Genomic DNA, 23,244 nt, shown 5'->3' with positions numbered 1-23,244 from the left:
TTTTTTGAATGGCATACCATGCCGTCGACCTCGATACGCAAGTTCGACTATGACCCCAACACTAGGGTTCTCTCGGTTTGGTTTGTAGCGAGCGGGAAGCATTACGAGTTTTTGGACGTACCTGCTGAGGCCGTTGCTGCGTTCAAAGCTGCCTTTGCCAAGGGCGTCTATTTTAACAGCCACATCCGCAATCGTTATGCAGTCCGGCTCGCGCCAGGGCGCTGACATCTGGAGACGCCGGGCTTGTTCAGGGATGGCCCGCGCCTGCTTCCGAGCGCGGGCCGACCATGATGAGTGAGGGGCCATCTTGGTCACCGGCAGGACCGCTGAGAACGCGAGCCGGGTGTGACCGAACAGCCTCGGAGCGAGGATGTTCCCGGCTGACGCAAAAAGGCCGAAGGGCGCAATTAGCACCGACTTAATTATGTCCGGATCATTTTAACGAATCGTTGACCGCGCTGTCCCAGAATAGGACGGCGCGGTCAAACCCCAACCTTGGCTGCGCAGGCGGCTTCGGCACTCAGTTCCACCCCCGAGCTGTCGGAGCCGCCACCCACCCCACACTTATACCAGCAATGGTTGAATCAACCGTTACTGCACGTGCTTTCCATGGCGCTTCCCTGATCGTTAGACTTTGACGGATCAAACAGGATTCGGAGACTCGACCGATGGAAACGATCTTCGATGACATGGGCAACGGCCTCAGAGCGCCCGCACAGACGCATGGCGCCCTGTATGCGCCTTCGCATCGACATGGCCGGCAAGCTGTTCCTTGACGTCGTAATTGGCCTGGGCCTTGGCTTTGGAATCCCGATCGCGGGTTAGACCCGACCTATCGGTTCGGGCGGTCCGTAGCCAAAGCGTTGTAGAGCACCAAACACGCCAGCAACGAAATGACGCTGCCCAGCAGGTCGCCTAGGGTCAGGCGGGAAAAATAGACAAGATCGAACGCCGGTACCGCCATCGCTCCAGCCAATCATGATTCGGGACACTGCCGACATTAACCGTTAGTCGGCGCTAATGTTCTGGTCTGGATAACCTGTTCAATCTTTTGGTTGAACTTGCGCCATTCGCCAACAATCGGAAGCAATCAAGCTTGCGAATGAATACGCCTCCGGAGACGTCCCCATTGGCCAAGAGGTTTTCGACGCCATCGGAGCGTCGCGGAAAGAAATGATAGAGAGTTGGCGAAAGAGGCGGAATGCTATCCGGTCTGGCAAGCTCGCTCCCACACCACGCAACGGCATCCAAAGTACCGCGAGGAATAGGAATGGCTCAGGTCCGCAAGCGCACCCTGCCCTCCGGTGAGTTCGCTGGCTGGCAGACTACTTCGATGCCGGCGGCAATCGCCGCGCCAAGCAGTTCGACAAGCGCAAGGATGCCGACGCCTATCTGGTAAAGGTGCGACGTGACCTGCAGCTCGGCGTTCATGTCGCAGACAGCACCTCGATCACGATCAAAGAGGCATCGAAGCTGTGGCTGGAAAGATGCGACGCCGAAGGCTTGGAGCGCTCTACGCGCGATGCCTACGCCCAACACGTCAACATCCACATCGTGCCGCTGATCGGCGCCAGAAAGCTCTCGCAGTTCAACACGCCGCACGCCCACGCCTTCGCTGACGAACTGGCGAAGGATCGATCGCTTGCCATGGTCAAGCGCGTTGTGCGTTCGCTCGGCGCGATCTTCGTTGAAGCAAGGCGGCGTGGCTTGGCGGCGACAATCCGCTGTCGAACGCCAAGGTGAAGACGAACGATCGGCGAAAGTTGAAGCGGCCCGAGATCCGACCAAACCCGAGTTGCGGACGTTACTGGACGCCGCCCAAGGCAAGCACCGCGCCCTGATAGTCACGGCGCTATTTAGCGGCTTGCGCGCCTCCGAACTGCGTGCCTCAGATGGAACGCCGCCGACCTGAAGCGCGGCGTCCTCACGGTGAAAGGCCGCGTGGACGCATGGGGTGATTTCGGGTTTCCGAAGACTTCGGCCGCGAGCGCGACGTGCCGCTGGCGCCCATGGCAATCAACGCCCTGAAGCAGCAGCGCCTGGCCATTGCGAACGGTCCCGATGGCTTGGTGTTCCCCTCCGACGAAGGAACGCCGCTCGACCATCACAACATCCTTGCGCGCGTCTGGACGCCGATGCTCGTCGGTGCCGGCATATTCCGGCTCACCCCACAAGGCTCGATCCCGAAGGCGATCCTCTCAAAATCGCCAAGTACGACTTCCATGGCCTGCGTCATGCAGCGGCCAGCCTGTTCATCGAACAGAAGCTATCGCCGAAGCGTGTCCAGACCATTATGGGGCATAGCTCGATCACGGTGACGTTCGACAACGGCGATTTGTTCGAAGAAGATGCCGCCGATCAGACGGCAGTTGCCGAGATCGAGGCCCGCGTGCTGTTGTAGCGGGAGATTGCAACACGACTGCAACACGAGGCGAATTTTGCTAGGGACGGTAAAATCTGTCTCTGACTCTGTTAGAGTAGTCCTGGTTCGAATCCAGGTTCCCCAGGCAAACTGGACGACGCAAACGACGCAAACTGGACGCCGCAGACAACAATCAGGTTCACGGACATCCTGGTGAGCATTCGCATTGGAGCGGATAGTATCGTCGGCAAAAGAGGGTCCGAAAAGCAGCTCCCTCGTAGGAACGAAAAAAGAAGCAGCGGAACTTGCGTGTGCAGTATTTGCACACGAACCCTCATAAATATTTGATTTTGTTGATCTATCTTCCCTATCCATCATCGGATCGACACCGCCGCCATAGACGATCATCAGATCGGCTGATCGGCAGTAGCGGACGTTGCCGCAGCTGTTCTACCCTGCCCAACATGCGGAAAGCGCTGGAGGTTGGAGGCTGCGCAGATCTCCTATCGTGACCCCGAACCATAGTCCACTCCAACCCGAGTCCTGGACGCACGGCGTAGCACCGAGCCTACTTCCTGCCGTCGTTCAATAATAATCCCGCGCCGCAGTCAGCCAGCGAGATCACCGTCGTCTGCCGGACGCGTGTCGGCTTCCAAACTGACAAACGCACCGCCTTTGTAGCGACGCTTTCCAGCCACGATCACCTGCGCAGCTTTGCCGCGCTCGCTGCGCACCAATAATTTCCATCTCCTTCCCTCAAACTGATCTTGCGCAGGCGGTCGTTTTGCCGCTGGCAGGCGCTGTCCTTCCGCTTCGATCGCGGCAGCGCCCAGTATCAACGCTGGCGGATCAAACCGCACAATCAGCACCTCAAAGCTGATCAGCAGAAGGAGCAGCGAATCAGGATCTTGTCGATCAGGGTCCAAAGGGCCGAGCACATATGTCTGGGCACGGTGACCGTGGCATAGCCGGCGCTGCAATGATGGCGTCGGCGCCCGGAGCCGGAAAGCCCAACTAAGAAAATCGTCGGCGGTGCCGATCTCGAAGAAAATTCTAGCCCGGCACGGTGAACAGGCTGGGGGCCGCATCGCGATATAGGGTTCAGCACAGCTCCGGCGGCACCACGTCGATCGACCCACTCCCGCTCGACGGCCCCGGCTACGTCCATGGTCAGCACGCGCAGCATGGTCAGCTGGCGCTTCATCGCGCGCAGATCGCGACGGTCGGTCTCTTTCGGCTCATGAAAACGTCACTCTGCTTTGCTAAACGCGGTGCTGGACCGGGTTACCACGCGTCAGATTTGGATCATCACCTTGCCGGCCTCGATTGTCGCCGGATAGATCGCGAGATTGACGCAGACCGGCGCGCCCTTGGCCTGGCCGGCCGCAATTGAAGCGGCCAATATGCTTCAAGGCATTGGATGACGTCGTCGATCACCAGCGCTTCGGCCGGATGCGCCTTCTCATGCGTACAATATCCGTCGGTGGCGAAGAACTCGTCATCGAGCGAGCGGCAAACCGCGAAGGTGCGGCCGCGAAGATGGAAGCGGATGACATCCTCTTCCGAGATGTCGTCCACCGCGGACGCTTCAATCCAGTCGGCCATCTCCGGTCCGGCAAAATTCGCGATCGCTATTCGGCCGCCGCCGACATATCGACCTGGTGAAATTCGCCGCGATAGGGTCTGGCTGTCGGCGGCAATTTCCGCTTGAGATAAAAATCCTCATATTTCAGCTGTCGAAGCAGCACCGGCCAGACCTCGCGATAGGCATGCCACATCGACGGGTTCGGCACCGGCAGGTCGTGCTTGATCAGCTCGTGCAGCCCCGGCAGCGCATGATAGGGTACCATCGGGAACATATGGTGTTCGACGTGATAATTCATGTTCCAGTAGATGAAGCGGCTGACCGGGTTCATGTAGACGGTGCGCGTGTTCAGCCGGTGGTCGACGACATTGTCGGCCAGGCCGATATGCTGCAGCAACCCTGTCAGGACCATGTGCCAGCTGCCATAGAGGCGCGGCAGGCCGATCACCACCAGCGGCAGCAGCGACCAGGTGAACAACGCCAGCCCGACTGTCGCCGCATAGATGGCCACATGCCAGCGCGCAGCGATCACCGCCTTGTGCTGCTCCATCTCGGGGATATAGCTCTTCTCTTCATCGGACAGCTTGCCGAACGCCTGGCGCACCAGCGCCGGCAGCGAATAGCGGAAATCGAGAATACCGGTGAAGGCGAGCGCCGCCCGCAGCAGATCTGGGGGGCGCATGACGGCGATTTCGGCATCGCGGCCGACGATGATAGTATCGGTGTGATGGCGGGCATGGCTCCAGCGCCATTGCACGGGGTTGCGCATCAGCATGAAGCTTGAGATCTGGTAGACGACATCGTTCATCCAGCGCGTCCGGAACGCGGTGCCGTGGCCGCATTCGTGCCAGCGCGAGTCGCTCGACGAGCCGTAAAGCACGCCATAGACGAACAGGAACGGCACCACCCACCAAGTGCCCCAGAACCATACGATGCCGGCGGCCGACAGCAGGATCGCCGCGACCCAGATGATCGTGTCGCGGATCGCCGGCCCGTCGGAGCGTTGCATCAACTCCTTGATCGCCTTGCGCGGGACATCGGTGTGATACCATTCGGCCGAAGCCAATCCGGTCTCGATGGCGCGCTTGGTGCTTTCACCGACCAGGCTGTAGTCACGCTTCCTGCTTGCCGTCATCGTCATCTCCGCTTTCCCGCCTGCGCTCCGCAAGGGCCGCTTGGGGTCGGCCGGGCCGCGCCTGCTTCCGTATTCCGGCGCACTTCCCGCCCGCCGCGGCAACCGATCGTGTGTTTCAAGCCGGTCACGCCTGCAGTCTCGCAAAAGCGCCCGACGGCGCAGGGTAATCCTGTTGCGGCTGCCGGGCGATCGACCCTATCCTCGCTTCCGCTTCGGCGATCTGGCCGGCACCGTCGAGCACCCGGAACACGGCGTCATAGGAGCGGCTTTCGCCATGGTCCAGCCAGATCATCTCGCCCCGTTCGCGCGCGGCGAGATTGCCCAGAACATGATGCGTCGAGGGTTCGATCCCCAACGCATATAGGCCGGCCTGGAAGTTCTGCCACTGATAGGTGCAGGGCAGCTGATCCTTGCGGGTAACGACCTCGAAGCCGAGCCCCAGTTGGTCATTGACGACGGCCACCGGCACCTCGCCCGCCGCATCGGCGCCAAGCTCGTGCTCCCAGACCTGCTCGCTGAATCCCAGCTGCGGCGCCGGCACGGTTCGGTAGCCGACCTTCTGCGCCTCGTAACGATCGCCGGCGTGCGCCGCCCAGACGACATCCCGGATCGGCGCCAGGTAGCGCGAACCCTCGTCGAGCAAGGGATGGCTGACATTGACGTGATAGAAATACATGTGCGGCGTGCGGCTGAAACCATGATTGACGACGCGGTCCGACAGCCGGATCTCGCTGCCGCCGACATCGGCCTCGATGCGGCGCAGCAAATGGAGATCCTCGCCGAACACGGTTGCCTGCTGGACAATGCCTTCCGCCCACAGCACGCAGCGGTCGCCGTCCCAGGCCTCGCCGTAGCCGGTCAGCCGCGCCGGCACGGTGCCGATGCGGCCATGCAGCGAGTGCAATACCCGCTTGCGCCCGGGATAATTGTAGCTTTCGGCCGGCACGTCTTGCCGGCCCAGTATATGATCGAGGCCGCAGGTGACGAGCAGCCCCGAGAACGACCGGCCAAAGGCGAAACCGTCCTCCCCTTCATGCTCGTGCAGTCCGGGGTGGCGAAAGCCGCTGGGCGAATGCCAGCCGATCGCCTGGCCCCGGAAGTCGCAATCGGCGATATCAAGCGCCCGGTCGACCAGCGCCGTGAAGCGCAGGCCGGAGCCGGTGCGGAACTCGAGCATCCGGATGCCGCGCTCCACGCCGTCGCCGAGCGTCATCAGCCGCACACCGGCAAACTGCGACAGCATGCCGGACCGCTCAGCCACCTGCCTTCGCGACAGCGTCTTGCCGTAAAGCTCTACCATGCGACGTCCTTCACTTTGCCCTCGCCTCCTTGAGCAAGGCCGACATGTCGGCGCCGGTGATGATGCTTTCCACCGTCAACAGGTCGGTGTCGGCGACCGTCTGTTCCGCGACGATTTCGCCGCGGCGCATGACGATGATGCGGTCGGCGACCTGGAACACGTGGTGGATGTTGTGGGTGATGAGCAGCACCGAGTGGCCGGCGTCGCGCACCTCCTTGACGAAGCGCAGCACGCCGTGGGTTTCCTCGACGCCAAGATTGTTGGTCGGCTCGTCGAGTATGATCACCTTGGCGGCGAACTGCATGGCGCGCGAGATCGCGATCGATTGCCGCTCACCGCCCGAGAGCGTGCTCACCAGCGCATCTGCATCGAGCTTTTTCGAAATGCCGACCCGCTTCAGCAGCGCCGAGGCGGCGTTGCGAAGCTTGGCGAGATCGAGCGGCGCGAACACGCCGAGCCAACCGAAATTGACCGGCTCGCGGCCCAGGAAAAGATTGCGCGCGATGCTGAGGTCCGGCGCGAGCGATGTGTCCTGATGGATGGTCTCGATGCCGAGGTCCATCGCGTCGCGCGTCGAGCGGATCGACGCCTTCTCGCCGCGCACGAAGATGTCGCCGTGGTCGGCCGTGAAGACGCCGGAGATCGCTTTGATCAGCGTCGATTTCCCGGCGCCATTGTCGCCGAGCAGGGCAACCACCTCGCCTTCGTTGAGGGTGAACGAGGCGTTCTTCAGCGCACGCACGTTGCCGAAGGACTTTTGCAGGTCTTGCAGACGCAGCACTTCCATCGTCAGCTCCTTGCGGCGTTCTTCTGCAGCAAAGCGTGCAGGATGAGCATGGCGAGGATGATGACGCCGACGAAGATGTTGTATGCCAAGCCCGGCACGCCGATCAGCACGATGCCGTTGCGGATGGCGCGCAGCATCAGCGCGCCGACGATGGTGCCGAGGATGGTGCCGCGCCCGCCAGTGAGCGCCGTGCCGCCGACCACCACCATGGCGATCACTTCGAGTTCGTAGCCGGTGCCGGCCACCGGCGAGGCGGCCGAGATCCGGAACGCGCTGATCATGCCGGCCAGCCCGGCCACCACCGAGGTCAGGATGAACAGCCAGATCTTGACCGCGTCGGCCGGCACGCCGCGCGCCACCGCTGCGTTGCGGTTGCTGCCGATGGCGCTGATCCAGTTGCCGAGCTTCGCGTAGCGCAGGATGTAAATCGCCAGCAGCGACAGGCCGATGAACCACCAGAGCGAGGTGTAGAACCGGAACGAGCCTACATTGAAGCTGCCGGCAAGCAGCGTGACGAAGAAGCCGGGCTGGTCCCACGACTTCAGGGGGAATCCCTGCGTGATGTAGAGCGCCGCGCCGCGCACGACGAGCAGCATCGACAGCGTGACCAGGAACGAGGAAATGCCGATCTTGGTGACGATCAGCCCGTTGATGGCGCCGATCGCGATGCACAGCACAAGCCCGGCCAGGAGGGCGACGCCGATGTCGATACCGCCATTCTGCACCAGCAGCATCACCACGACGGGCGCAAGGCCGAACACGGCGCCGACCGACAGATCGAACTCGCCCGCCGTCAGCAGCAGCGTCATGCCGAGAGCGATGATGCCGAGCTCGGGCAGGAACGCCATCATGTTGGATATGTTGAGCGGCGACAGGAAGTTGCCGTCGGCGATGGCGAACACCACGAGCAGCACGATGAGGATGATGAGCGAGGAGAATTGCGGCGAACGCAGCAGCGCAGACCTGCCCTTCGCTCGCTGCGTGTCGTCGTCTGCTGTGATTGCCATATCTGTCAGGACCATGCGTTTCGTCCGGCGCCCGCCGTTTCGGGGCGGGCGCTGATTGTCGTCACTTGTTGTAGAGTTTCAGGATCGGCTCGACGCTCGAGGCGTCGTAGAGGCTGAATGTGTGAATGTCGTAGCCGATCGGCTCGCCAGAGGCCGCAAGCCCGAGCAGCGCCACCGGCATGAAGCCCTGCGCCGACGGGTACTGCCAGGCCGCAGCATTGACTAAGCCGGACTTGACCGCCTCGGCCGTCTCCTTTGAGTTGCCCCAGCCGACGACCGGGACCTTGCCGGCCGACACACCGGCCCCGTCGAAGACGCGTTTGATGCTTGCTGCCACGGAATTGCCGAGTGCAATGATTGCCGGCGGATTGTTGGCGACCATGTAGTCGGTCATCTTGGCGATGATGCCGGCCGGGTCGGTGCCGCAATCGACCACGTCGTACTTGATGCCGAGCGGATCGAAGACGCTGGCGATGCCCTCGGTCTCGAGCTGCTGGTAGCTGGCGCCCGGCACTTCGACCGGCAGGAACACCTTGTCGCCCTGCTTCACCATCTTGTGGTCGACGAGATACTTGGCCCAGATGACGCCCGCTTCCCTGAGGTCGGCCCCGACATAGGCCTGCCGCCCGGTCGCCGGATCATCGGTGTTGAAGAACACGATCGGTATGCCGGCGGCCTTGGCGGCCTTCACCTCCTCCGTCCACAGGCCGGGCTGAGCCGAGGTGGTAGCGATGCCGTCCGGCTTGGCGGCGAGCGCCGAGTTGAAAGCCTCCTTCTGCGCCGCCATGTCGCCGCCGCTGAACGAGATCTTGCAGGTCACCTTGAGCTGGTCACAGGCCTTGGTCGCGCCGGCATTCCAGTCGATCCAGAACGCGTCCGAAGGGCCACCATGCGACAGCAGATAGAAGGTCTTCTGGCCGTCCTGCGCGAATGCCGGCAGGCTCAAGGAGACCCCGGCTACCAGCGTTGCCGCGGCAGCCACTTTCAATGCGAATTTCAACATTCATTCCTCCCTTGGTTGGAGTTGCGCCGCCATGCGCCGGCGGCGCAACCGGCACTCACAGGCCGTTGGCGCGGAACTTCCCGTCGAGAAATGTTTTCGCCCGCGGCACGTCGTCCTCGGTCAGATGCTCGATGATGACGGGGATGTTCGGGTGCTTCTCACTGAGCCGCTGCAGATAGAGATCGTAATTCAGCGATCCCAGCCCGGGCGCCGGCAGCTCGATCTCGCCGACGCCGCGGAACGTGTGGCTCTCCATAGCATCCTCGTCGCCGAGGTCGGCATGCTTTTCCGACTTGTCGCTGCCCGAACGCTTGACGTCCTTGGCATGCGCGATCTTGATCTTGTCGGTCAGCGTATCGAACACCTGGTTGAGGATCTGGTCCATTTTGTCGATGTTGTGGGTCTCGAAATAGTTGGTCGGATCCATCAGCAGGCCGAGGCCGGGATGGTCGACCTGCGCGAACATTTTGACCGTCTCCTCGACCGAGCCGACGACATTGTTGACATAGGTTTCGAGCAGGAACACCGCGCCGTGGTCGTAAGCCGTCTGGGCAAGCTCGGCGATCACCTTGCGGCATTCCTCGAATCCTTCCTCGGTCTTGTTCTTGGGATGATGGACCCAGTCGGATTCGGTGTTGTAGGTGCCGGTTTCGGAGATCACGTAAGGCGAGCCGAAGTCGCGGGCGTTGCGGATGATCTCCTTGAGATAGCCGACGCGCTTGTCGCGCTCGGCCTTGTCGGGATGGATGATGTTGGTGTAGCCCGACACGCAGCAGATCGGCAGGTTGTTGTCGCGGAAGACGTCGCGCACCTGCTTGGCCTTGTCCTGGGTGATCTGCCCGGCCGACAGATCGATATCCCTAAAATGCAGGTCGAGCTGCACCGTGTTGAAACCGAGCCCGCGGATCTTCTTTGCCGTCTCTTCGAGGCCGTACGGGAAATAGCCCGTGAAAATACCTGCCTGCATCATGATGTGAATTCCTCCCTGTAAGCGATTCAGTTGGCTGATTTTATCGAGATTTCGGAAAGCTTGACGGTGCGGCCCTCGTCGATCGAGCGATAGCCGGCTTCGACCAGCGCCATCGTCTTGACGTTGTCGGCCACCGATAATGCCGGCGGCGCGCCTGTCTTCACCGCATGCTGCAATTGCTCCATCACGCCGATGAAGGCATGCGGGAACCACATCGTGTCCCAGCTCGGGCTGACCCATTCGCCGCCGGTCGTCTCGGTCGAGGCATAGGTCAGCGTCGAGGCCACGCCTTTCGGCCAGCCGATCGTGCCTTTGGCGACACCCTTGGTGCCGTCGACGCGCCAGTTGATGTGCTGGTCGTCCAGATAGCCCTCCTGGCGCGGTCCGGACCAGACATCCTCCAGCGACACGGCAAGCACGCCGGAGGGAAAGCGCAGCGTCGAGACGGTGATGCCGTCGCTATGCTCGAATGTCGTGCGCGGGTCCTTGCGTGTCAGGGTGGTGATTTCCGAGGGATCGCCGAACAGGAAGCGCAGCACGTCGAGATGATGCACGCTCATATTGGCCAGCGTCAGCCGGTCGTAGTCCTGAAGGAAGGTCTGCCAGTGCGGGATCGCATGCATGTCGATCTGCGCAAAGACGATGTCGCCCAGCGCGCCGCTGTCGATGATCTGCTTCAGGACGAGCATCGACTGGTCGTAGCGCATGTTCTGGTTGACCGAGAGGATCTTGCCGGACTTTGCGGCTTCGTCGCGCAGTTTCACGGCTTCATCGACCGACAGCGCCAGCGGCTTCTGCGCCAGGATCGCCTTGATGTGAGGCTGCTTCAGCGCATGGCGGATCAATGCCGGCTGCTGGTCGGGTGGAAAGGCAAGGTCGACGATCTCGACCTCAGAATCCTCGATCAGCTGTTCCGGTGTGTCGTGGACGGTCGGAATGCTCCAGCGTGCAGCTACCTTCTCGGCACTGGCCTTGGTGCGCGAAGCGATGGCGACGACTGGGAAACCGGCCTGCGCATAGGCGGCAAGATGGCATTCGGCCATGATCATGCCGGCGCCGATGCAGCCGATACGGTATTCTTTCGTGCGGACCTTCACGTCCGGCTCGAAGCCTTCGCTCGCCATGTCTTCATCCCGCAATTCTGTTTTCGCAGCCGCGATCATCTCGCCAACGCGCCTCCGTCCTGCCCGAAATAATGCACCCGGGCCGGCTCGCAGGAAATCGCTACCACCGCATCCGGCCTGATGTCGGGCTGGCCGCGCAGCAGCGCCTTCAGCCGCGCCTCTCCGGCGGCGAGCGTTACCACCGTGTAGCCGCCAAGCGGCTCGACCTCGAACACGCGTGCCGGGCGGCCAACGCCCCCTTCGACCCAGGGCCGGACCTGGATGTCCTCCGGCCTGAGCCCGATTTCGATCGCGTCGGCCGGAGCAGCGCGATCGGCGATGCTGACCGTGCCTTCTGCGGCCTCGATGCCACCGTCGCCGCGAACGGATTTGAGGATGTTCATCATCGGCGAACCAAGCAGTCGCGCCACATAGGTGTTCGCCGGGCGGTCGTAGATCTCCGCCGGAGCGCCGATCTGCCGGATCCTGCCATTCTCCAGAATGGCGATGCGGTCGGCGATCGACATCGCCTCTTCCTGGTCATGGGTGACGTAGATCAGCGTCTTGCCGAGTTCGCGCTGGATGCGCTTGAGCTCGACGCGCGTTTCCTCGCGCAGCCGCGCATCGAGCGCAGAGATCGGGTCGTCCATCAGATAGGCGTTCGGGTCGCGCACCAGGGCGCGGGCTATGGCCACGCGCTGCCGCTCGCCACCGGAAAGCTGCGCCGGCGGCTTGTGAAGGATGTGGCCGATATGCAGCTTGGCGGCGACGTCGGCGACACGCTTTTCGATCTGGGCCTCGGCGACCTTGCGCTCGACCAGCGGGAAACGCACATTGTCGCGCGCGCTCATATGGGGGAACAGCGCCAGGTTCTGGAACACCATGGCGACATTGCGCTCGGCCGGCGAGACGGTGTTGACCGGTTTGCCGCCGATCAGGATCTCTCCGGCGTCAGGCGTCTCCAGCCCGAGCACCAGGCGCAGGATTGTCGATTTGCCCGACAGCGGCGGCCCGAAGAAGCAGAAGAATTCGTTGTCATTGACGGTGAACGAGGCGTCGTCGACGGCGAGCGTCGTGCCGTAACGCTTGCTGACATTGCGAAAGACGATATCGGCCATGTCAACCTGCCTTCATCGCAATGCCGCTGCGGGCATCGAAGACACGCACGGACGATGCCACGGGGGCGACGACGGCAAGCTCGCCGATCGACAGTCCGACATTATTGTCGAACACCGCCTTCACGGCGGTCTCGCCATCGCCGAGATGGACGATGGTCCTCGCGCCGATCCGCTCGACGAAGCTCACCGGCATGGCGAGGCCCTGCCCGCTCTGCACCAGCGACACCTGTTCGGGCCGGAAGCCGTAAAGCACCTCAGAGCGCGATCCACGCAAGGTGGCGGCCAGCGCATCCGGCAGCGTCGGCGTGACCCCCAGCTGCCCGAGATCGACCACCAGGCCCCGGTCGCTCTCCGCCGGCCTTCCCTTCAGCAGGTTCATGCCCGGAGCGCCGATGAAGCGGGCGACGAAGACATTGGCTGGATTGTTGTAGACTTCCAGCGGCGTTCCCACCTGCTGCAGCACGCCCTGATCCATGACGGCAATGCGGTCGGCCATGGTCATGGCCTCGAGCTGGTCATGGGTGACGTAGACCATCGTCTGCCTGAACTGGCGCTGCAGCTGCTTGAGCTCGGTCCGCATTACCGCCCGGAAGGCGGCGTCGACATTGGACAGCGGCTCGTCGAGCAGGAAGATGGCCGGCTCCATGATCGCCGAGCGTCCGATTGCCACCCGCTGCAGGATGTTTACCGAGAGCCGGTCGGCCTTGCGGTCGAGCAGCGGCGTCAACTGCAGCAGCTCGGCGGTGGCGCCGACGCGGCGGTCGATCTCAGCTTTCGCCGCACCACGCATCCGCGGCCCGTAGCCAAGGTTCTGGCGCACCGTCATGTGGGTGAAGATGGCATAGTTCTGGAAAACGAAGCCGACGCCGCGGCGGCCCATCGGCACGCCGGCCATGTCGCGCTCGCCGAACAGGATCTTGCCGCTGGTCGGCTCTTCCATGCCGGCGATCATGTTCATCGTCGTCGACTTGCCGCAGCCCGAAGGCCCGAGCAGCGCCATGAACTCGCCATCGGCAACATCGAGATCCATGGTCTTCAGAGCGGTGAAGTCGCCAAAGGTCTTGACCAGGTTGCGCAGCTGGATCGCGCTCATGCCGGCACCAGCCTTGCCCGCGCCATGCGCTTCATGGCGAATACGGCAACGATCGAAAGCACGACCAGGATGGCCAGCGCGATCGCCGCCACATAGCCCCAGATCAGGTCCTGCGTCGTGACCTTGTAGATGTAGACGGAGATCGTCTCCGTGGCGACCCCGGGGCCGCCGCCGGTCATGATGTAGAGCGTGTCGAAGATCTTGAAGTTCTCGATGACACGGATCGCCAGCGCGATGATGACGATCGTCTTCATCTTCGGCAGCACGATGGTGACGAAGCGCTGCCACGGATTGGCACCGAGCAGGGTCGCCGCCTTGATCTGGTCCTGCGGCACGCCGACCAGGCCTGCAAGCAGGATCAGGAACATCAGCGGCGTCCACTGCCAGATATCGGCGATGATCACCGCGATCAGCGCTAGCGTGGGGTCCGACAGCCAGGCGATGGTGACGCGTGAACCGCTGAGTGCCGACAGGATGTCGTTCAGCGGTCCGCCCGACTGGAACAGCATGAAGAACATGTAGCCGGCCACCGCCGGAACCACCATCATCGGCATCAGCAGGATCGAATAGAAGATCCGCTTGCCCGGAAAATCGTCCGCGAACAGCGTCGCCAATGCCAGGCCAAGCAGGAATTCGACGGGCACGCACACGACCATGACGATGGCCGTGCGGCTCAGCGCGCTCCAGAAGCGCGCATCGGCGGCAAGGTCGGTGTAGTTGGCGAAGCTGTTCCACATCTCCCATGCGTTCCACCAGCCCAGGCCGGATAGCGGCGACCACTCGGTGACGCTGATGTAGAGCTGCATCAGCAGCGGGAAGACGGAGATGAAGAGCACCAGGATCTGCGCCGGCAGCGTCAGCCGGAATCCCAGCCGCGCTCCCTCGTCCCGCAGCACGGGCTTGCCAAGCGCGGCCTTTGCATCCTTCGAGACAGTCACGGTCACCGCGCTCATTGCTTGAGCGCGCCGAACGTCAGCCCGCGCACCAGATGGCGCTGGATGGCAATGCCCATGATGACCGGCGGCACCGCGGCGACAAGACCGAGCGCGGCCTTGGCGCCATAGAGTTGACCCGTCATCGAGGAGGACAGCGAGGCCATGTAGACGGGGATCGTCACCCATTCGCGCGTCGTCAGGAGCAGCGCGATCAGATAGTCCGACCAGTTGAGGATGAAGACGAAGAGGGCGGCGCTGGCCAGCGGTGCGCGCATCATCGGCAGCGTGATGCGCGTGAAGACGCGCAGCCGCGAACAACCTTCGACAAGCGCCGCTTCCTCGATCTCGCGCGGCATGTCGTCGAAGAAGGTCTTCATGAGCCAGAAAGCGAACGGCAGGGTGACGATGCCGTAGATCAGGGCCAGGCCAAACCAGCTGTCGGTGAAGTTCAGGAAGGCCCACATGATCATGACCGGGATCATCACCGCCATTGGCGGAAACAGCCTGAGCTGGATCAGCGCCAGCGGCAGGTTCTGGCCCGAGCCGAAACGCGACAGCCCGTAGGCCGCAGCCGTGCCCGCCGACATCGCGATCGCCGTGCCGAACACCGAAGACAGCAGCGACGACAGGATCGGCTTCAGCGCGGTGCGGTCGAGCGCCACGATCAGATTGTTGTTGGACTCGCCGAAGACGAACTGGAAATTGCCCAGCGTCGGGTTCTTCGGCCACCATGTCAGGTCGGCGCCGGTCGCCGACCATTCGGCGATCGGCTTGAAGGCCATCGACACCATCCAAAGGATCGGCACCAGCGTCACCGCCATCGCCGCGAAGATCGCGGCGTAGCGGAATATCTCGAAGGGGACGGAACGCTTCATCTAGCTGCTTTGCTGGTGGCGTTGACTGCGGCGGGGAGGAACAGATGCTCCTCCCCTCCAGCGCTGATCCAGGGAGACGGATCAGCTGATTGGATCGAGAACAGTCGGCCAGGCCTCCTTGTTGGTCCTTATGGCTTCAAGCAATTTGTCCTCGCCGATGCGGCGGGCGATCTTCTTCCACTCCGCTTCCGTGTCGGCCATCGCCTGTTCCGCTGTCTTGGCCTTGGTCAGCGACGCCATCAGGTTTTCGTCCAATGCGTTGTGGAAGGCGGTGGCGCCGGGATAGTTGATCGTCGGCACCGTGCGGGCGACGGTCTCGCGCACCACGTCGATGTGGTAGGCGTGGTAGGTCTGGCGCACCAGCGGATCGGAGAAATCCGAGAGCCGGAACGGATCGAGATAGCCGCCCGGATTGGCGCTCATCCAGGCATAGATGCGGGCGGAGCCCAGCCACTGCAGCAGGAGGTAGGCGACCTCCTGGTTTTTCGACTGAGACGAGACCATGCCGGTCAGCGAGAACCACAGCACGGAACGGCTGATCAGCTTGCCGTCGACTTCGCGGCCGGGCGGCAGCATCGAGCCGATCTTGCCGGTGACGGCGGAATCCTTGTTGCCGGCATTGTCGAGGAATTTCGGCAGGTTCGAGAAGGCGCAGGTCATCGCCGCGCCGCCCTTGGCGAAATTTCCATACTGCTCCGGCCAGCCCCAGGAGATCGCGTCCGGCGAGTGATGAACGAGCGAGCCGACATATTCGTTGGTGGCGGCAATGCCGTGCTCGGAATTGATCAGCGGCTTGCCGTCGTCGCCGAACAGGAACTGGTTGGGCGATGCCATCGAGACATAGCGCTGATACCAGTTGGTGTAGCCCCAGCCCTGGTTGCGCAGGTCGGTGGAGCCGAACAGGCCCTTGTCGGGGCGCTGGAAGAAGCCCGCGATGTCACTGTGCTGCTTCCAGGTCTTCGGCGGCGCCAGATCGTAGCCGAATTTGTCCTTGAACGCCTTCTGCTCGGCGGCGTCGCCGAACAGGTCGCCGCGGTAGACCCAGGTCTGGAAGTCGCCGTCCAGCGACACGCCATAGTTGGACCCGCGATATTTGTTGAGCAGCGACACGCCCTTGGCGCCGTCGACATAGCCGGTCTTGGGATCGTCCCATTCGGGCTTGTACTGGGCGACGAAGTCGTCGAGCTTGGCGATGCCGCCGGTCTCGGCAAGGTCGCCGAGGCGGTTCCATTCCGTCGAGTAGATGTCATAGGCCCCACCCTTGGTGGAGATGTCCTGCATCGTCTTGGTGAATTCCTGGCCGTTCGGCAGGCCGACGATCTCGATCTGGATGCCGGTTTCCTTTTCCCACAGCTCCTTGATCGACGGCGCACCCGCTGGGAAAGGCTGTGTGAGTTGGCCAATCGAGCCATCCGACAGGCCAAGTACGATCTTGGCCGGTGCCTTGCCAGCTCCCTTCAAGGCCTTGGCCGCCTCAACGGCACGGCCTTCCGGCGTGTCGGCGCCATATTGATAGCGCTCGGCGCCCTCGAAACCGGTGGGGCCGCCGACCATGCCTGGCGCCAGCGCGTCGGCCGCAAGGGCACGGCCGGGACGGATGAATTGCGGGGCGATACCGGCCGCAGCCACGAACGCCGCCGCCTTTCCTCCGGACGCCAACAAGCCGCGTCGCGATATGCGGATCAGATCAGACATAGGAATTCCTCCCTCAGGGCCAATGTTTCCTCCACAAGCCCGTTGAGGGATATTGACGGCAGCACCGGAAGGCTGTCAACATCATAAATACTCAAAATACATCGTAACACCGCAACTGCGGAGAAAATACGTGATGCAAAGGTCGACACACGGGCTCAATGCCTCGATTTGATGGGAAATCTGCCTTTTCTGGCACGCGACTATCACGCCGGGCGACGCGATTTAGCCCAACCTCCTTGCGCATCGGCTAAGGCTCGATACATCATTTCCCATCAGAATCGCTGATGGCTGGCAGCTGTGGCCGTCGGACGGGCTAGCGGCATTGTGCGATCTGATGCATTGAGGAGATGAAGACGGTGCGTTCCACCTTGACTGACATAGCCCGGGAAGCCGGCGTTTCCGCCGCCACCGTCGACCGCGTGCTGAACAACAGGCCAGGTGTGCGGGCGCGCACGCGTGAGATCGTGCTCGAAATGGCGCAGCGCCTCGGCTACATCGCCGAGGGCCCGAACGGAGCGCCGCCCAGGCCCTCACCTGGAGAGGTCATCCGTCTGGACTTCGCTCTGCCGGCCGGCACCAATTCCTTCATCAAGATGCTGCATCGACACATCGAGGCGCAGGCCTTGGCGCGCCCCGATCTCGACGTCCACATCGCCACCATAGAGGGCTTCAACCCCGACCGGCTCGCCCGCCTGCTGCAAGAATTGCGTGGACAGACACAAGGCGTCGGCGTGATCGCGCTCGATCATCCGACGGTGCGCGAGGCGATCCGCTCGCTGTCGGCCAATGACGTCAAGGTGGTGACCATCGCCTCCGACATCCTGCATGTTCCGAGAGTGGCCTATATCGGCATCGACAACCGCGCCGCGGGGCGGCTGGCCGGCTATCTGCTCAACCGCTTCATGGGATCGGAACGCCCAAGCAAGGTGGCGCTGTTCGCCGGTTCGCTGTCCTATCGCGGCCATGAGGAACGCGAGATGGGATTCCGGCACATCTTGACCGAGGAGTCGCCCAATCTCAAGATCGTCGAGATGCGCGAAATGCTGGATGACCGAGAGAAGGCTTATTCGGAAGCATCAGCGCTTCTGGACCGGCACCCCGATCTTGCCGCGATCTACAATGTCGGCGCCGGCAACACCGGCATCGCTCGGGCGCTCAAGGAGCGTGGACGCGCCAAAGACATTCTCTTTCTCGGCCACGAGGTGACAGACGGCACCAAGGAACTTTTGTTGGATGGGACGCTCGATGCGGTCATAGATCAAAATCCGCGCGTCGAGGCGCGGGAAGCGCTCAACATTTTAAGCCACTCAGTCAGGCACCTGAACTATGAACCGCATCAACCACGACTTCAGGTGATCTTCAAAGAGAATATACCTGAAATCTGATCAATGGATCCGTGATCTTATCGCAAAGCACAGCGTTGGCGTCGCCACCGGTCCCAAATACGAACGAGAGCCCGAATGATCTCGTCAAAGCCGCCGATCTGGCACTATTCCGCGCGAAGTCGGAGGGACGAGATCGGGTCGTGGTTGATGGTGCATGAGAAGGCCGTCGCCCGTTGCAACTCGTTCAGCCTTTCCGAACCTAAAAAGACCAAGTCCACTCATAGCACCGAGGTCGCGAACGATTGGGGCGAAGAGGTTCTGGATGTCGCCGGCACGAAGCCGACGAATGGCATACGCCCGTCCGTCCGCGACGATCACCTGAAGCATCGCCCCGATCAAAGGCGCTCGAGCAGATATGTTGCAGGCGACCTCGTGTGTTATACACGCACGCTGAGTTTTCGGGTCGGACACGAGATCGATGGATCAGGAGACGCTTCTTGCCGCAGTCCTCTTAGCTGATGTCGTGGGCAGCACGCCGCTCTATGAGCGGATCGGAGACGATGCCGCTCTACAGCAGGTCTCGGATTGCCTGGACACAATGCGCGAGATTGTCGCCAAGCACCGTGGTGATTTCATTTACTCGAAAGGCGATGACATACTCAGCCTCTTCGAGAGCCCGGAAATGGCGCTGAGGGCCGTCTGCCAAATTACCCATCAACTGACTAAAGGGCCGTTGAGCGCCCGTATCGGATTGCATTTCGGGGCGGTCATTCGCGCGCGGGGGGCGATATTCGGTGACGTTGTCAATGTCACAGCAAGGTTGTCCACCACGGCGAACCCCGGAGAGGTGCTGATCAGCCAGAGCTTCTGCGAAGCCCTTTCCCCGAGAAGCCGCAAGGGCCTGCGGCTCCTCGACAAAATGGCCTTGAAGGGGAAGCAAGAGTTCTTCGATGTCTATACCCTGTGGAGCGACGATGGGGCCCCCGGTACGCAGATCACCAGCCATGGCGCCACTACAGATAGACGCTCGGTCCTGCCGCGGCAGATTCATCTGGTCATCCGCTACAGAGATCAGCTGCGATCCTGTCGAAACGGCGAATCCGTGACAATCGGCAGATCGGCGGAATGCGACATCATCGTCGAGCGGCCCTGGGTATCGAGGTCCCACGCCGCCTTCACCATATTGAATGGCAGAGCTCGGCTTCTCGAACGAAGCTCTTCGGGCACGTTTGTGTCCATGGGACTGGGCCATGAAGTATTCGTACGCCGTGAAGATATTATCCTCTTCGGCTCCGGCGTCATCTCGCCTGGAGTGAAGTCGGCACTCGACGAAGCCCAGCTTCTTCACTACGAAATTGTCTCGGATTGACCCGGCCCGGCTACTAGCTCGACCGGTTTAGAGCTGGTTCGCTGGCGCCCTCAATGTCGCGCCGTACTCTTTGACAGCCATTGGGATCGACCGTTCACAAATGTGCCAAGGCCAATCCAGGAACGTCTGACTTCCGTTTCCCTCGTTGAGTTCGACGGAGCCGCGGCCGGTGCATCTCCCTCGACGAACGCTTCATCAGACCATTTGCGCCGCAATAGCTCCTCGACCACCTGCGAAGGCTCGCGATTGGGCTACCGTCACGAAATTGGCGCAGAAGCGCAGACCACTGACATATCGCGACCTCGAGATGGAGCTCGATACCACCGTATTTGCAGCACCGGGGAGATTCCTCTTGGGCCGATCGAGTTCAAGTTGGTGCGCCACATGCTCGAGAATCCTGAAAGGTGATCAGCCGTGATGAATTCATCGCAGCTGGCTGGTCGCAGAAAGCCAGTGTGAGCGCCCAGGTGGTCGACGTTCACATGAGCCAGTCGCGAAAGTTGTTGAAGCAGTCGTCGCAGAGTTGCCATTCGCACCCTGCGGCTTGCCGGCTATTCTCTCGAAGACACTGCGGGCTGACGATCTCGGCGATTGGGTTCAGAAAGGTCGCTGCGTGAGGCCGCAAGGGGACCGACCCAATGGGAAAGGTCTTGGCAGCTAGGGGACTTAACGCCACCGACATTGCAGCCGGGCGCTGCTCTAATCGAGAGAAAGTCTGGGCGTATAGAACAAGCGACATGAGCGTGTCGGATTGTTTGCATTCAAACGACCTTTGCGACGTTATCCGTGCCTTCGCCTTGCTGGTGCCGGAGGAAATCATGACGTCGCCCGACAATTCGGTCGAACTCGTTCGCGACAAGAAGTGGACGGTCCGCGTCACCGCCTACGGCAGCACCCTGACGTTTCCGTTCGAAGCAGAAAGCTATGCACGTTCTTATGCCGATGGTCAGGCATTCCGTCTCGGCGTTCAGGTGGCGGAACTGAAGCGATGCGGCTGACACTTTGTCGACGCGTTGGCGGATAGCCTGCATCGCGATCGGAACGAATAGGTCGCTGATTGCAGCCTCGCGATTTTTCCATCAAATCCCGCCTACAATCTTGACAGCAACTCGGCAAAATCCCTCGCCGACTAGTGTTTTCATATGAGCTGGAGCTTTCCTCGCCGCCGGTATAGGCGGGATACGCTGCCGGGAAAGCCCTCTTTTCGCATAGACGCGAACCTTGTGCTTTTCCATCTCAAGGCTGATTGGCGGCTGGATGCGCGCGCCGTCTTTCATATTCTGCCATCGGCCCGCGCGGAGCGTGGAATCAACGGCGGGGAAGCGGATGATGTTTCCTGTTTGCGCTCGCGTAGCGCAAGAAACGCTGCGAAGAGCATGATAGCCATGCCGATGATGTCGATCAGGCTAACCTCCTCGCCGTAGGTGATGATGCCAAGCACGACGGCAATCACGGGTGAGACGAAGGCAAATGCTCCGGCGCGCGAGGCGCCGATTTCGTGCAGGAGCCGGATAAAGAGTGTGTAGCCTATGAACGAACCAAACAGCACGAGGAACAGCCACCCGACCCAGGCCGGCCAGCCCCAATCGCCTTTTAGAGCCGCGGCCGCGCCTGGCTCCACAACGAGTGAGATGAGAATTAGGAATGCGCCCCCGAAAAGGGTGGTGAAGCCGGCGATGAAGTCCGATGAATATACCTCAAGAAGCGGCCGCGCGAGCACCGAACCCCATGCATAGATTACAGCTGCCGACGCCACCGCTGTCATCGCCAGCAGCCGGAGCCCCCTGCCCTGCTGGTCTGCGTGTGTCCAACTAGCATAGGCCTCGGGCCCGAACAGGATGCACAGACCGGCCGCACCGAGCAAAATCGCAAAGAGCCTGCGGCCGTCATAGCGTTCGTCCCCCAGAAGCAACGCAAATCCAAGCAGCGTGACAGGGGTCAGCGAAAGCTCAAGAACAGCCGCGGTGCCCGTATCGACATAGAGCATGCCCCAAAAGAGTGGGCCATAGCAAAGCGGAATCATGAACAACGTAACAACGAAAAGACGCGGCCAACTCCTTTTCGCCACCCGTGGTAGAGCAGCGCCCCTTAGGCGCGTCGCGCTGAGGATCAGCAAGCCGGCTACTGTAAAACGCGTGCCTGCGAACATCAGAGGCGGCACGGTGGCGATCCCTGCCTTGATACCGATCCACGTGGTGCCCCAGATCACACATAAAACCAGAAATGTCGCTGTGTTGCGGTTCATCGGAAGCAGCCTTCGCTGGGCGTTGTTGGTTCGTCGTAACGGCCAAAGGACGTTTATTTCGTTACAACGGCCTCTTGCCAATACGGTTCCGCCAACCGATGTTTCCGGGATGGATGGTGCGAAGACTATCGTCGACATGCGCATGGTTGGCGGTCACCCCTGCTTGGACTTCGTCAACACGGTCGACGCGCGACGCGATGTGTGGGGGCCAGACCTCTTGCAGACCTATGCCGACCTGGTCGTCTGGGCTGGACGTGCCGATTTGATCGACGTCGATGAGGCGCGAGCACTGCTCGCGGAGGCTTCCGCCCGCCCGCTCCTTGCGGAGGCGGCATTGGAAAAGGCCAAGATTTTGCGCGAGGCCGTTTACGCGGCTCTCCAGGCCGAGGCGGCAGGCGCCCGGGTGCCGGACGATGCCTTGCAAATCGTGCGCGATACAGTCGCCCTAGCCCTGCCGAAGCGCTCGCTTTTCCCGTCCGGCGACCGCCTCGCTTGGCAGTGGACCGACGCAGCCAGTCTGAACACTATCGGCCACCGCGTGGCCTTTGAGACAGCCGAGTTTTTGGTGTCCAGGAATGACCGCCGCCGCGTGCGCGAGTGCACCGGGCCGAACTGCGGTTGGCTTTTCATCGACACCTCGCGTGGCGGGCGCAGGCGGTGGTGCTCGGATGAGAGCTGCGGCACACGCAGCCGGGTAAGGCGCTTCAGGGCAAAAGCCGCAGGGAACATGGCTCCCAACAGAAAGAATTAGTATCTGACGCCAGGCTTGGATGACGAACGCAGCATAGTTGGCTTCACGCTATCCCTGTCGGTGTTTGTCCAACGAAGCTGGTCTCGCGAGCGACTGTGGCCAAGACGGTGGAGAACACGGCCGGCGCGGCAAGCCATCATCGCGTTCCAGAGCGGGTTGCTTCGGGGCCGCCTACCTCGCCACGCTTCGATCGGTCGATCTGCTCAAACTTGACGGGAACTCCGCTAGCCTGACGGCGTTTTTCTCAGTCCGAAACAAACAAGGATAGGTGCCATGGACTGGAACCGTGTCGAAGGCAATTGGAAGCAGGTAAAGGGCAAGGTCAAGGAACAGTGGGGCAAACTCACAGACGATGATCTGGACCGTATTGCCGGTAACCGCGATCAGTTGGAAGGCAAGATTCAGGAGCGCTACGGCATTGAGAAGGACCGCGCTCGGCGCGACATCGATGACTGGTATGGCCGGCAAGGCTGGTAGGTCGCCGGTTCCAAACTGAACTTGAAAAAGGGCTCCGAGAGGTACGGCGCCCTTTTTTGCCGCGTTTCTTGTCGCCTTTTCGTGAGTCTCACGACAAGGGCGCTCACCG

The 23,244-nt window shown here is 61.7% G+C and carries 23 protein-coding genes and 1 pseudogene; 9 read left to right on the top strand and 15 right to left on the bottom strand.

Annotation, left to right across the window (positions count from 1 at the left end; all coding sequences use genetic code 11):
• The first annotated feature begins 18 nt into the window (after positions 1–18).
• The 4 genes from ACYG9V_RS16580 (at position 19) to ACYG9V_RS16565 (ending at position 2,401) form a co-directional block, all read left to right on the top strand.
• Complete coding sequence (locus ACYG9V_RS16580; protein WP_023697380.1) at positions 19–225, top strand: KTSC domain-containing protein; 207 nt, start codon at positions 19–21, stop codon at positions 223–225.
• Between the two features lie 1,176 nt (positions 226–1,401).
• Positions 1,402–1,743: a tyrosine-type recombinase/integrase gene (locus ACYG9V_RS16575; RefSeq protein ID WP_023824840.1), complete on the top strand. Its 342-nt coding sequence runs from the start codon at positions 1,402–1,404 to the stop codon at positions 1,741–1,743.
• Positions 1,744–2,009: 266 nt separating this feature from the next.
• Positions 2,010–2,318, top strand: coding sequence for a hypothetical protein (locus ACYG9V_RS16570; RefSeq protein WP_352764296.1), 309 nt, complete (start codon positions 2,010–2,012; stop codon positions 2,316–2,318).
• A complete protein-coding gene (locus ACYG9V_RS16565; protein WP_460222068.1) occupies positions 2,249–2,401 on the top strand; it encodes a hypothetical protein in 153 nt (50 codons plus the stop codon). Before ACYG9V_RS16570 ends, ACYG9V_RS16565 begins: the two co-directional genes overlap by 70 nt.
• 569 nt (positions 2,402–2,970) lie before the next feature.
• Here the strand turns inward: ACYG9V_RS16565 and ACYG9V_RS16560 are convergent.
• From ACYG9V_RS16560 to ACYG9V_RS16495, 14 genes and pseudogenes are all read right to left on the bottom strand, one after another.
• Positions 2,971–3,288: a hypothetical protein gene (locus ACYG9V_RS16560; RefSeq protein WP_155923314.1), complete on the bottom strand. Its 318-nt coding sequence runs from the start codon at positions 3,286–3,288 to the stop codon at positions 2,971–2,973.
• 368 nt (positions 3,289–3,656) lie between these two features.
• Positions 3,657–3,967 (bottom strand): annotated as a pseudogene (locus ACYG9V_RS16555) (Rieske 2Fe-2S domain-containing protein).
• A 26-nt stretch (positions 3,968–3,993) separates the two neighbouring features.
• Entirely contained in the window at positions 3,994–5,088 is a 1,095-nt protein-coding gene (locus ACYG9V_RS16550; protein WP_352764188.1) for a fatty acid desaturase family protein, read from the bottom strand.
• Between the two features lie 118 nt (positions 5,089–5,206).
• A complete protein-coding gene (locus tag ACYG9V_RS16545) occupies positions 5,207–6,382 on the bottom strand; it encodes an aldose 1-epimerase family protein (RefSeq protein WP_352625239.1) in 1,176 nt (391 codons plus the stop codon).
• Between the two features lie 10 nt (positions 6,383–6,392).
• Positions 6,393–7,175: an ATP-binding cassette domain-containing protein gene (locus tag ACYG9V_RS16540; protein WP_352625416.1), complete on the bottom strand. Its 783-nt coding sequence runs from the start codon at positions 7,173–7,175 to the stop codon at positions 6,393–6,395.
• Positions 7,172–8,176 carry an ABC transporter permease gene (locus tag ACYG9V_RS16535; protein ID WP_050586906.1) on the bottom strand — a complete coding sequence of 335 codons (1,005 nt, stop codon included), beginning with the start codon at positions 8,174–8,176 and terminating at the stop codon, positions 7,172–7,174. Before ACYG9V_RS16535 ends, ACYG9V_RS16540 begins: the two co-directional genes overlap by 4 nt.
• A 61-nt stretch (positions 8,177–8,237) precedes the next feature.
• On the bottom strand, positions 8,238–9,179 hold the full coding sequence (locus tag ACYG9V_RS16530; RefSeq protein WP_460221975.1) for a sugar ABC transporter substrate-binding protein: 942 nt from the start codon (positions 9,177–9,179) through the stop codon (positions 8,238–8,240).
• A 55-nt stretch (positions 9,180–9,234) separates the two neighbouring features.
• Positions 9,235–10,149 (bottom strand): sugar phosphate isomerase/epimerase family protein, encoded by a 915-nt coding sequence (locus ACYG9V_RS16525; protein ID WP_352764191.1) that lies wholly within the window; start codon positions 10,147–10,149, stop codon positions 9,235–9,237.
• Between the two features lie 26 nt (positions 10,150–10,175).
• Entirely contained in the window at positions 10,176–11,273 is a 1,098-nt protein-coding gene (locus ACYG9V_RS16520; RefSeq protein ID WP_352625242.1) for a Gfo/Idh/MocA family protein, read from the bottom strand.
• A 35-nt stretch (positions 11,274–11,308) separates the two neighbouring features.
• Positions 11,309–12,370 (bottom strand): ABC transporter ATP-binding protein, encoded by a 1,062-nt coding sequence (locus ACYG9V_RS16515; RefSeq protein ID WP_023715435.1) that lies wholly within the window; start codon positions 12,368–12,370, stop codon positions 11,309–11,311.
• A 1-nt stretch (position 12,371) separates the two neighbouring features.
• On the bottom strand, positions 12,372–13,463 hold the full coding sequence (locus tag ACYG9V_RS16510) for an ABC transporter ATP-binding protein (protein WP_352764195.1): 1,092 nt from the start codon (positions 13,461–13,463) through the stop codon (positions 12,372–12,374).
• A complete protein-coding gene (locus ACYG9V_RS16505) occupies positions 13,460–14,416 on the bottom strand; it encodes a carbohydrate ABC transporter permease (protein WP_352764197.1) in 957 nt (318 codons plus the stop codon). The genes ACYG9V_RS16510 and ACYG9V_RS16505 overlap by 4 nt, the downstream gene beginning before the upstream one ends.
• Positions 14,413–15,273: a carbohydrate ABC transporter permease gene (locus tag ACYG9V_RS16500; RefSeq protein ID WP_023819383.1), complete on the bottom strand. Its 861-nt coding sequence runs from the start codon at positions 15,271–15,273 to the stop codon at positions 14,413–14,415. Before ACYG9V_RS16500 ends, ACYG9V_RS16505 begins: the two co-directional genes overlap by 4 nt.
• Before the next feature lie 81 nt (positions 15,274–15,354).
• Complete coding sequence (locus tag ACYG9V_RS16495) at positions 15,355–16,968, bottom strand: extracellular solute-binding protein (protein ID WP_352764199.1); 1,614 nt, start codon at positions 16,966–16,968, stop codon at positions 15,355–15,357.
• Positions 16,969–17,324: 356 nt separating this feature from the next.
• Here ACYG9V_RS16495 and ACYG9V_RS16490 point away from each other — a divergent pair, with 356 nt between their 5' ends.
• The 3 genes from ACYG9V_RS16490 (at position 17,325) to ACYG9V_RS16480 (ending at position 20,660) form a co-directional block, all read left to right on the top strand.
• On the top strand, positions 17,325–18,353 hold the full coding sequence (locus ACYG9V_RS16490) for a LacI family DNA-binding transcriptional regulator (RefSeq protein WP_023669472.1): 1,029 nt from the start codon (positions 17,325–17,327) through the stop codon (positions 18,351–18,353).
• Positions 18,354–18,771: 418 nt separating this feature from the next.
• Positions 18,772–19,662 carry an adenylate/guanylate cyclase domain-containing protein gene (locus ACYG9V_RS16485; RefSeq protein ID WP_352625248.1) on the top strand — a complete coding sequence of 297 codons (891 nt, stop codon included), beginning with the start codon at positions 18,772–18,774 and terminating at the stop codon, positions 19,660–19,662.
• A 638-nt stretch (positions 19,663–20,300) separates the two neighbouring features.
• Entirely contained in the window at positions 20,301–20,660 is a 360-nt protein-coding gene (locus ACYG9V_RS16480; RefSeq protein ID WP_245260695.1) for a hypothetical protein, read from the top strand.
• 275 nt (positions 20,661–20,935) lie between these two features.
• On the opposite strand, the gene ACYG9V_RS16475 is transcribed toward ACYG9V_RS16480, so the two are convergent.
• Complete coding sequence (locus ACYG9V_RS16475) at positions 20,936–21,907, bottom strand: DMT family transporter (protein WP_023689436.1); 972 nt, start codon at positions 21,905–21,907, stop codon at positions 20,936–20,938.
• On the opposite strand from ACYG9V_RS16475, the gene ACYG9V_RS16470 reads away from it, so the two are divergent.
• Positions 21,894–22,658, top strand: a complete 765-nt coding sequence (locus ACYG9V_RS16470) for a CGNR zinc finger domain-containing protein (RefSeq protein ID WP_155923566.1) — start codon at positions 21,894–21,896, stop codon at positions 22,656–22,658. The genes ACYG9V_RS16475 and ACYG9V_RS16470 overlap by 14 nt on opposite strands.
• 273 nt (positions 22,659–22,931) lie before the next feature.
• Complete coding sequence (locus ACYG9V_RS16465) at positions 22,932–23,135, top strand: CsbD family protein (protein ID WP_023669466.1); 204 nt, start codon at positions 22,932–22,934, stop codon at positions 23,133–23,135.
• Positions 23,136–23,244: the final 109 nt, after the last annotated feature.

Source organism: Mesorhizobium sp. W016, from assembly GCF_054719485.1.
This window is presented reverse-complemented; position numbering and strand designations above follow the sequence as displayed.

Bases quoted from the DNA above. Each gene is read 5' to 3' on its own strand.
- ACYG9V_RS16580 (WP_023697380.1), top strand. From the start codon at position 19: ATGCCGTCGACCTCGATACGCAAGTTCGACTATGACCCCAACACTAGG.
- ACYG9V_RS16570 (WP_352764296.1), top strand. From the start codon at position 2,010: ATGGCAATCAACGCCCTGAAGCAGCAGCGCCTGGCCATTGCGAACGGT.
- ACYG9V_RS16550 (WP_352764188.1), bottom strand. From the start codon at position 5,088: ATGACGATGACGGCAAGCAGGAAGCGTGACTACAGCCTGGTCGGTGAA.
- ACYG9V_RS16545 (WP_352625239.1), bottom strand. From the start codon at position 6,382: ATGGTAGAGCTTTACGGCAAGACGCTGTCGCGAAGGCAGGTGGCTGAG.
- ACYG9V_RS16535 (WP_050586906.1), bottom strand. From the start codon at position 8,176: ATGGCAATCACAGCAGACGACGACACGCAGCGAGCGAAGGGCAGGTCT.
- ACYG9V_RS16530 (WP_460221975.1), bottom strand. From the start codon at position 9,179: ATGTTGAAATTCGCATTGAAAGTGGCTGCCGCGGCAACGCTGGTAGCC.
- ACYG9V_RS16525 (WP_352764191.1), bottom strand. From the start codon at position 10,149: ATGATGCAGGCAGGTATTTTCACGGGCTATTTCCCGTACGGCCTCGAA.
- ACYG9V_RS16520 (WP_352625242.1), bottom strand. From the start codon at position 11,273: ATGGCGAGCGAAGGCTTCGAGCCGGACGTGAAGGTCCGCACGAAAGAA.
- ACYG9V_RS16515 (WP_023715435.1), bottom strand. From the start codon at position 12,370: ATGGCCGATATCGTCTTTCGCAATGTCAGCAAGCGTTACGGCACGACG.
- ACYG9V_RS16510 (WP_352764195.1), bottom strand. From the start codon at position 13,463: ATGAGCGCGATCCAGCTGCGCAACCTGGTCAAGACCTTTGGCGACTTC.
- ACYG9V_RS16505 (WP_352764197.1), bottom strand. From the start codon at position 14,416: ATGAGCGCGGTGACCGTGACTGTCTCGAAGGATGCAAAGGCCGCGCTT.
- ACYG9V_RS16500 (WP_023819383.1), bottom strand. From the start codon at position 15,273: ATGAAGCGTTCCGTCCCCTTCGAGATATTCCGCTACGCCGCGATCTTC.
- ACYG9V_RS16495 (WP_352764199.1), bottom strand. From the start codon at position 16,968: ATGTCTGATCTGATCCGCATATCGCGACGCGGCTTGTTGGCGTCCGGA.
- ACYG9V_RS16485 (WP_352625248.1), top strand. From the start codon at position 18,772: ATGGATCAGGAGACGCTTCTTGCCGCAGTCCTCTTAGCTGATGTCGTG.
- ACYG9V_RS16480 (WP_245260695.1), top strand. From the start codon at position 20,301: ATGGGAAAGGTCTTGGCAGCTAGGGGACTTAACGCCACCGACATTGCA.
- ACYG9V_RS16475 (WP_023689436.1), bottom strand. From the start codon at position 21,907: ATGAACCGCAACACAGCGACATTTCTGGTTTTATGTGTGATCTGGGGC.
- ACYG9V_RS16465 (WP_023669466.1), top strand. From the start codon at position 22,932: ATGGACTGGAACCGTGTCGAAGGCAATTGGAAGCAGGTAAAGGGCAAG.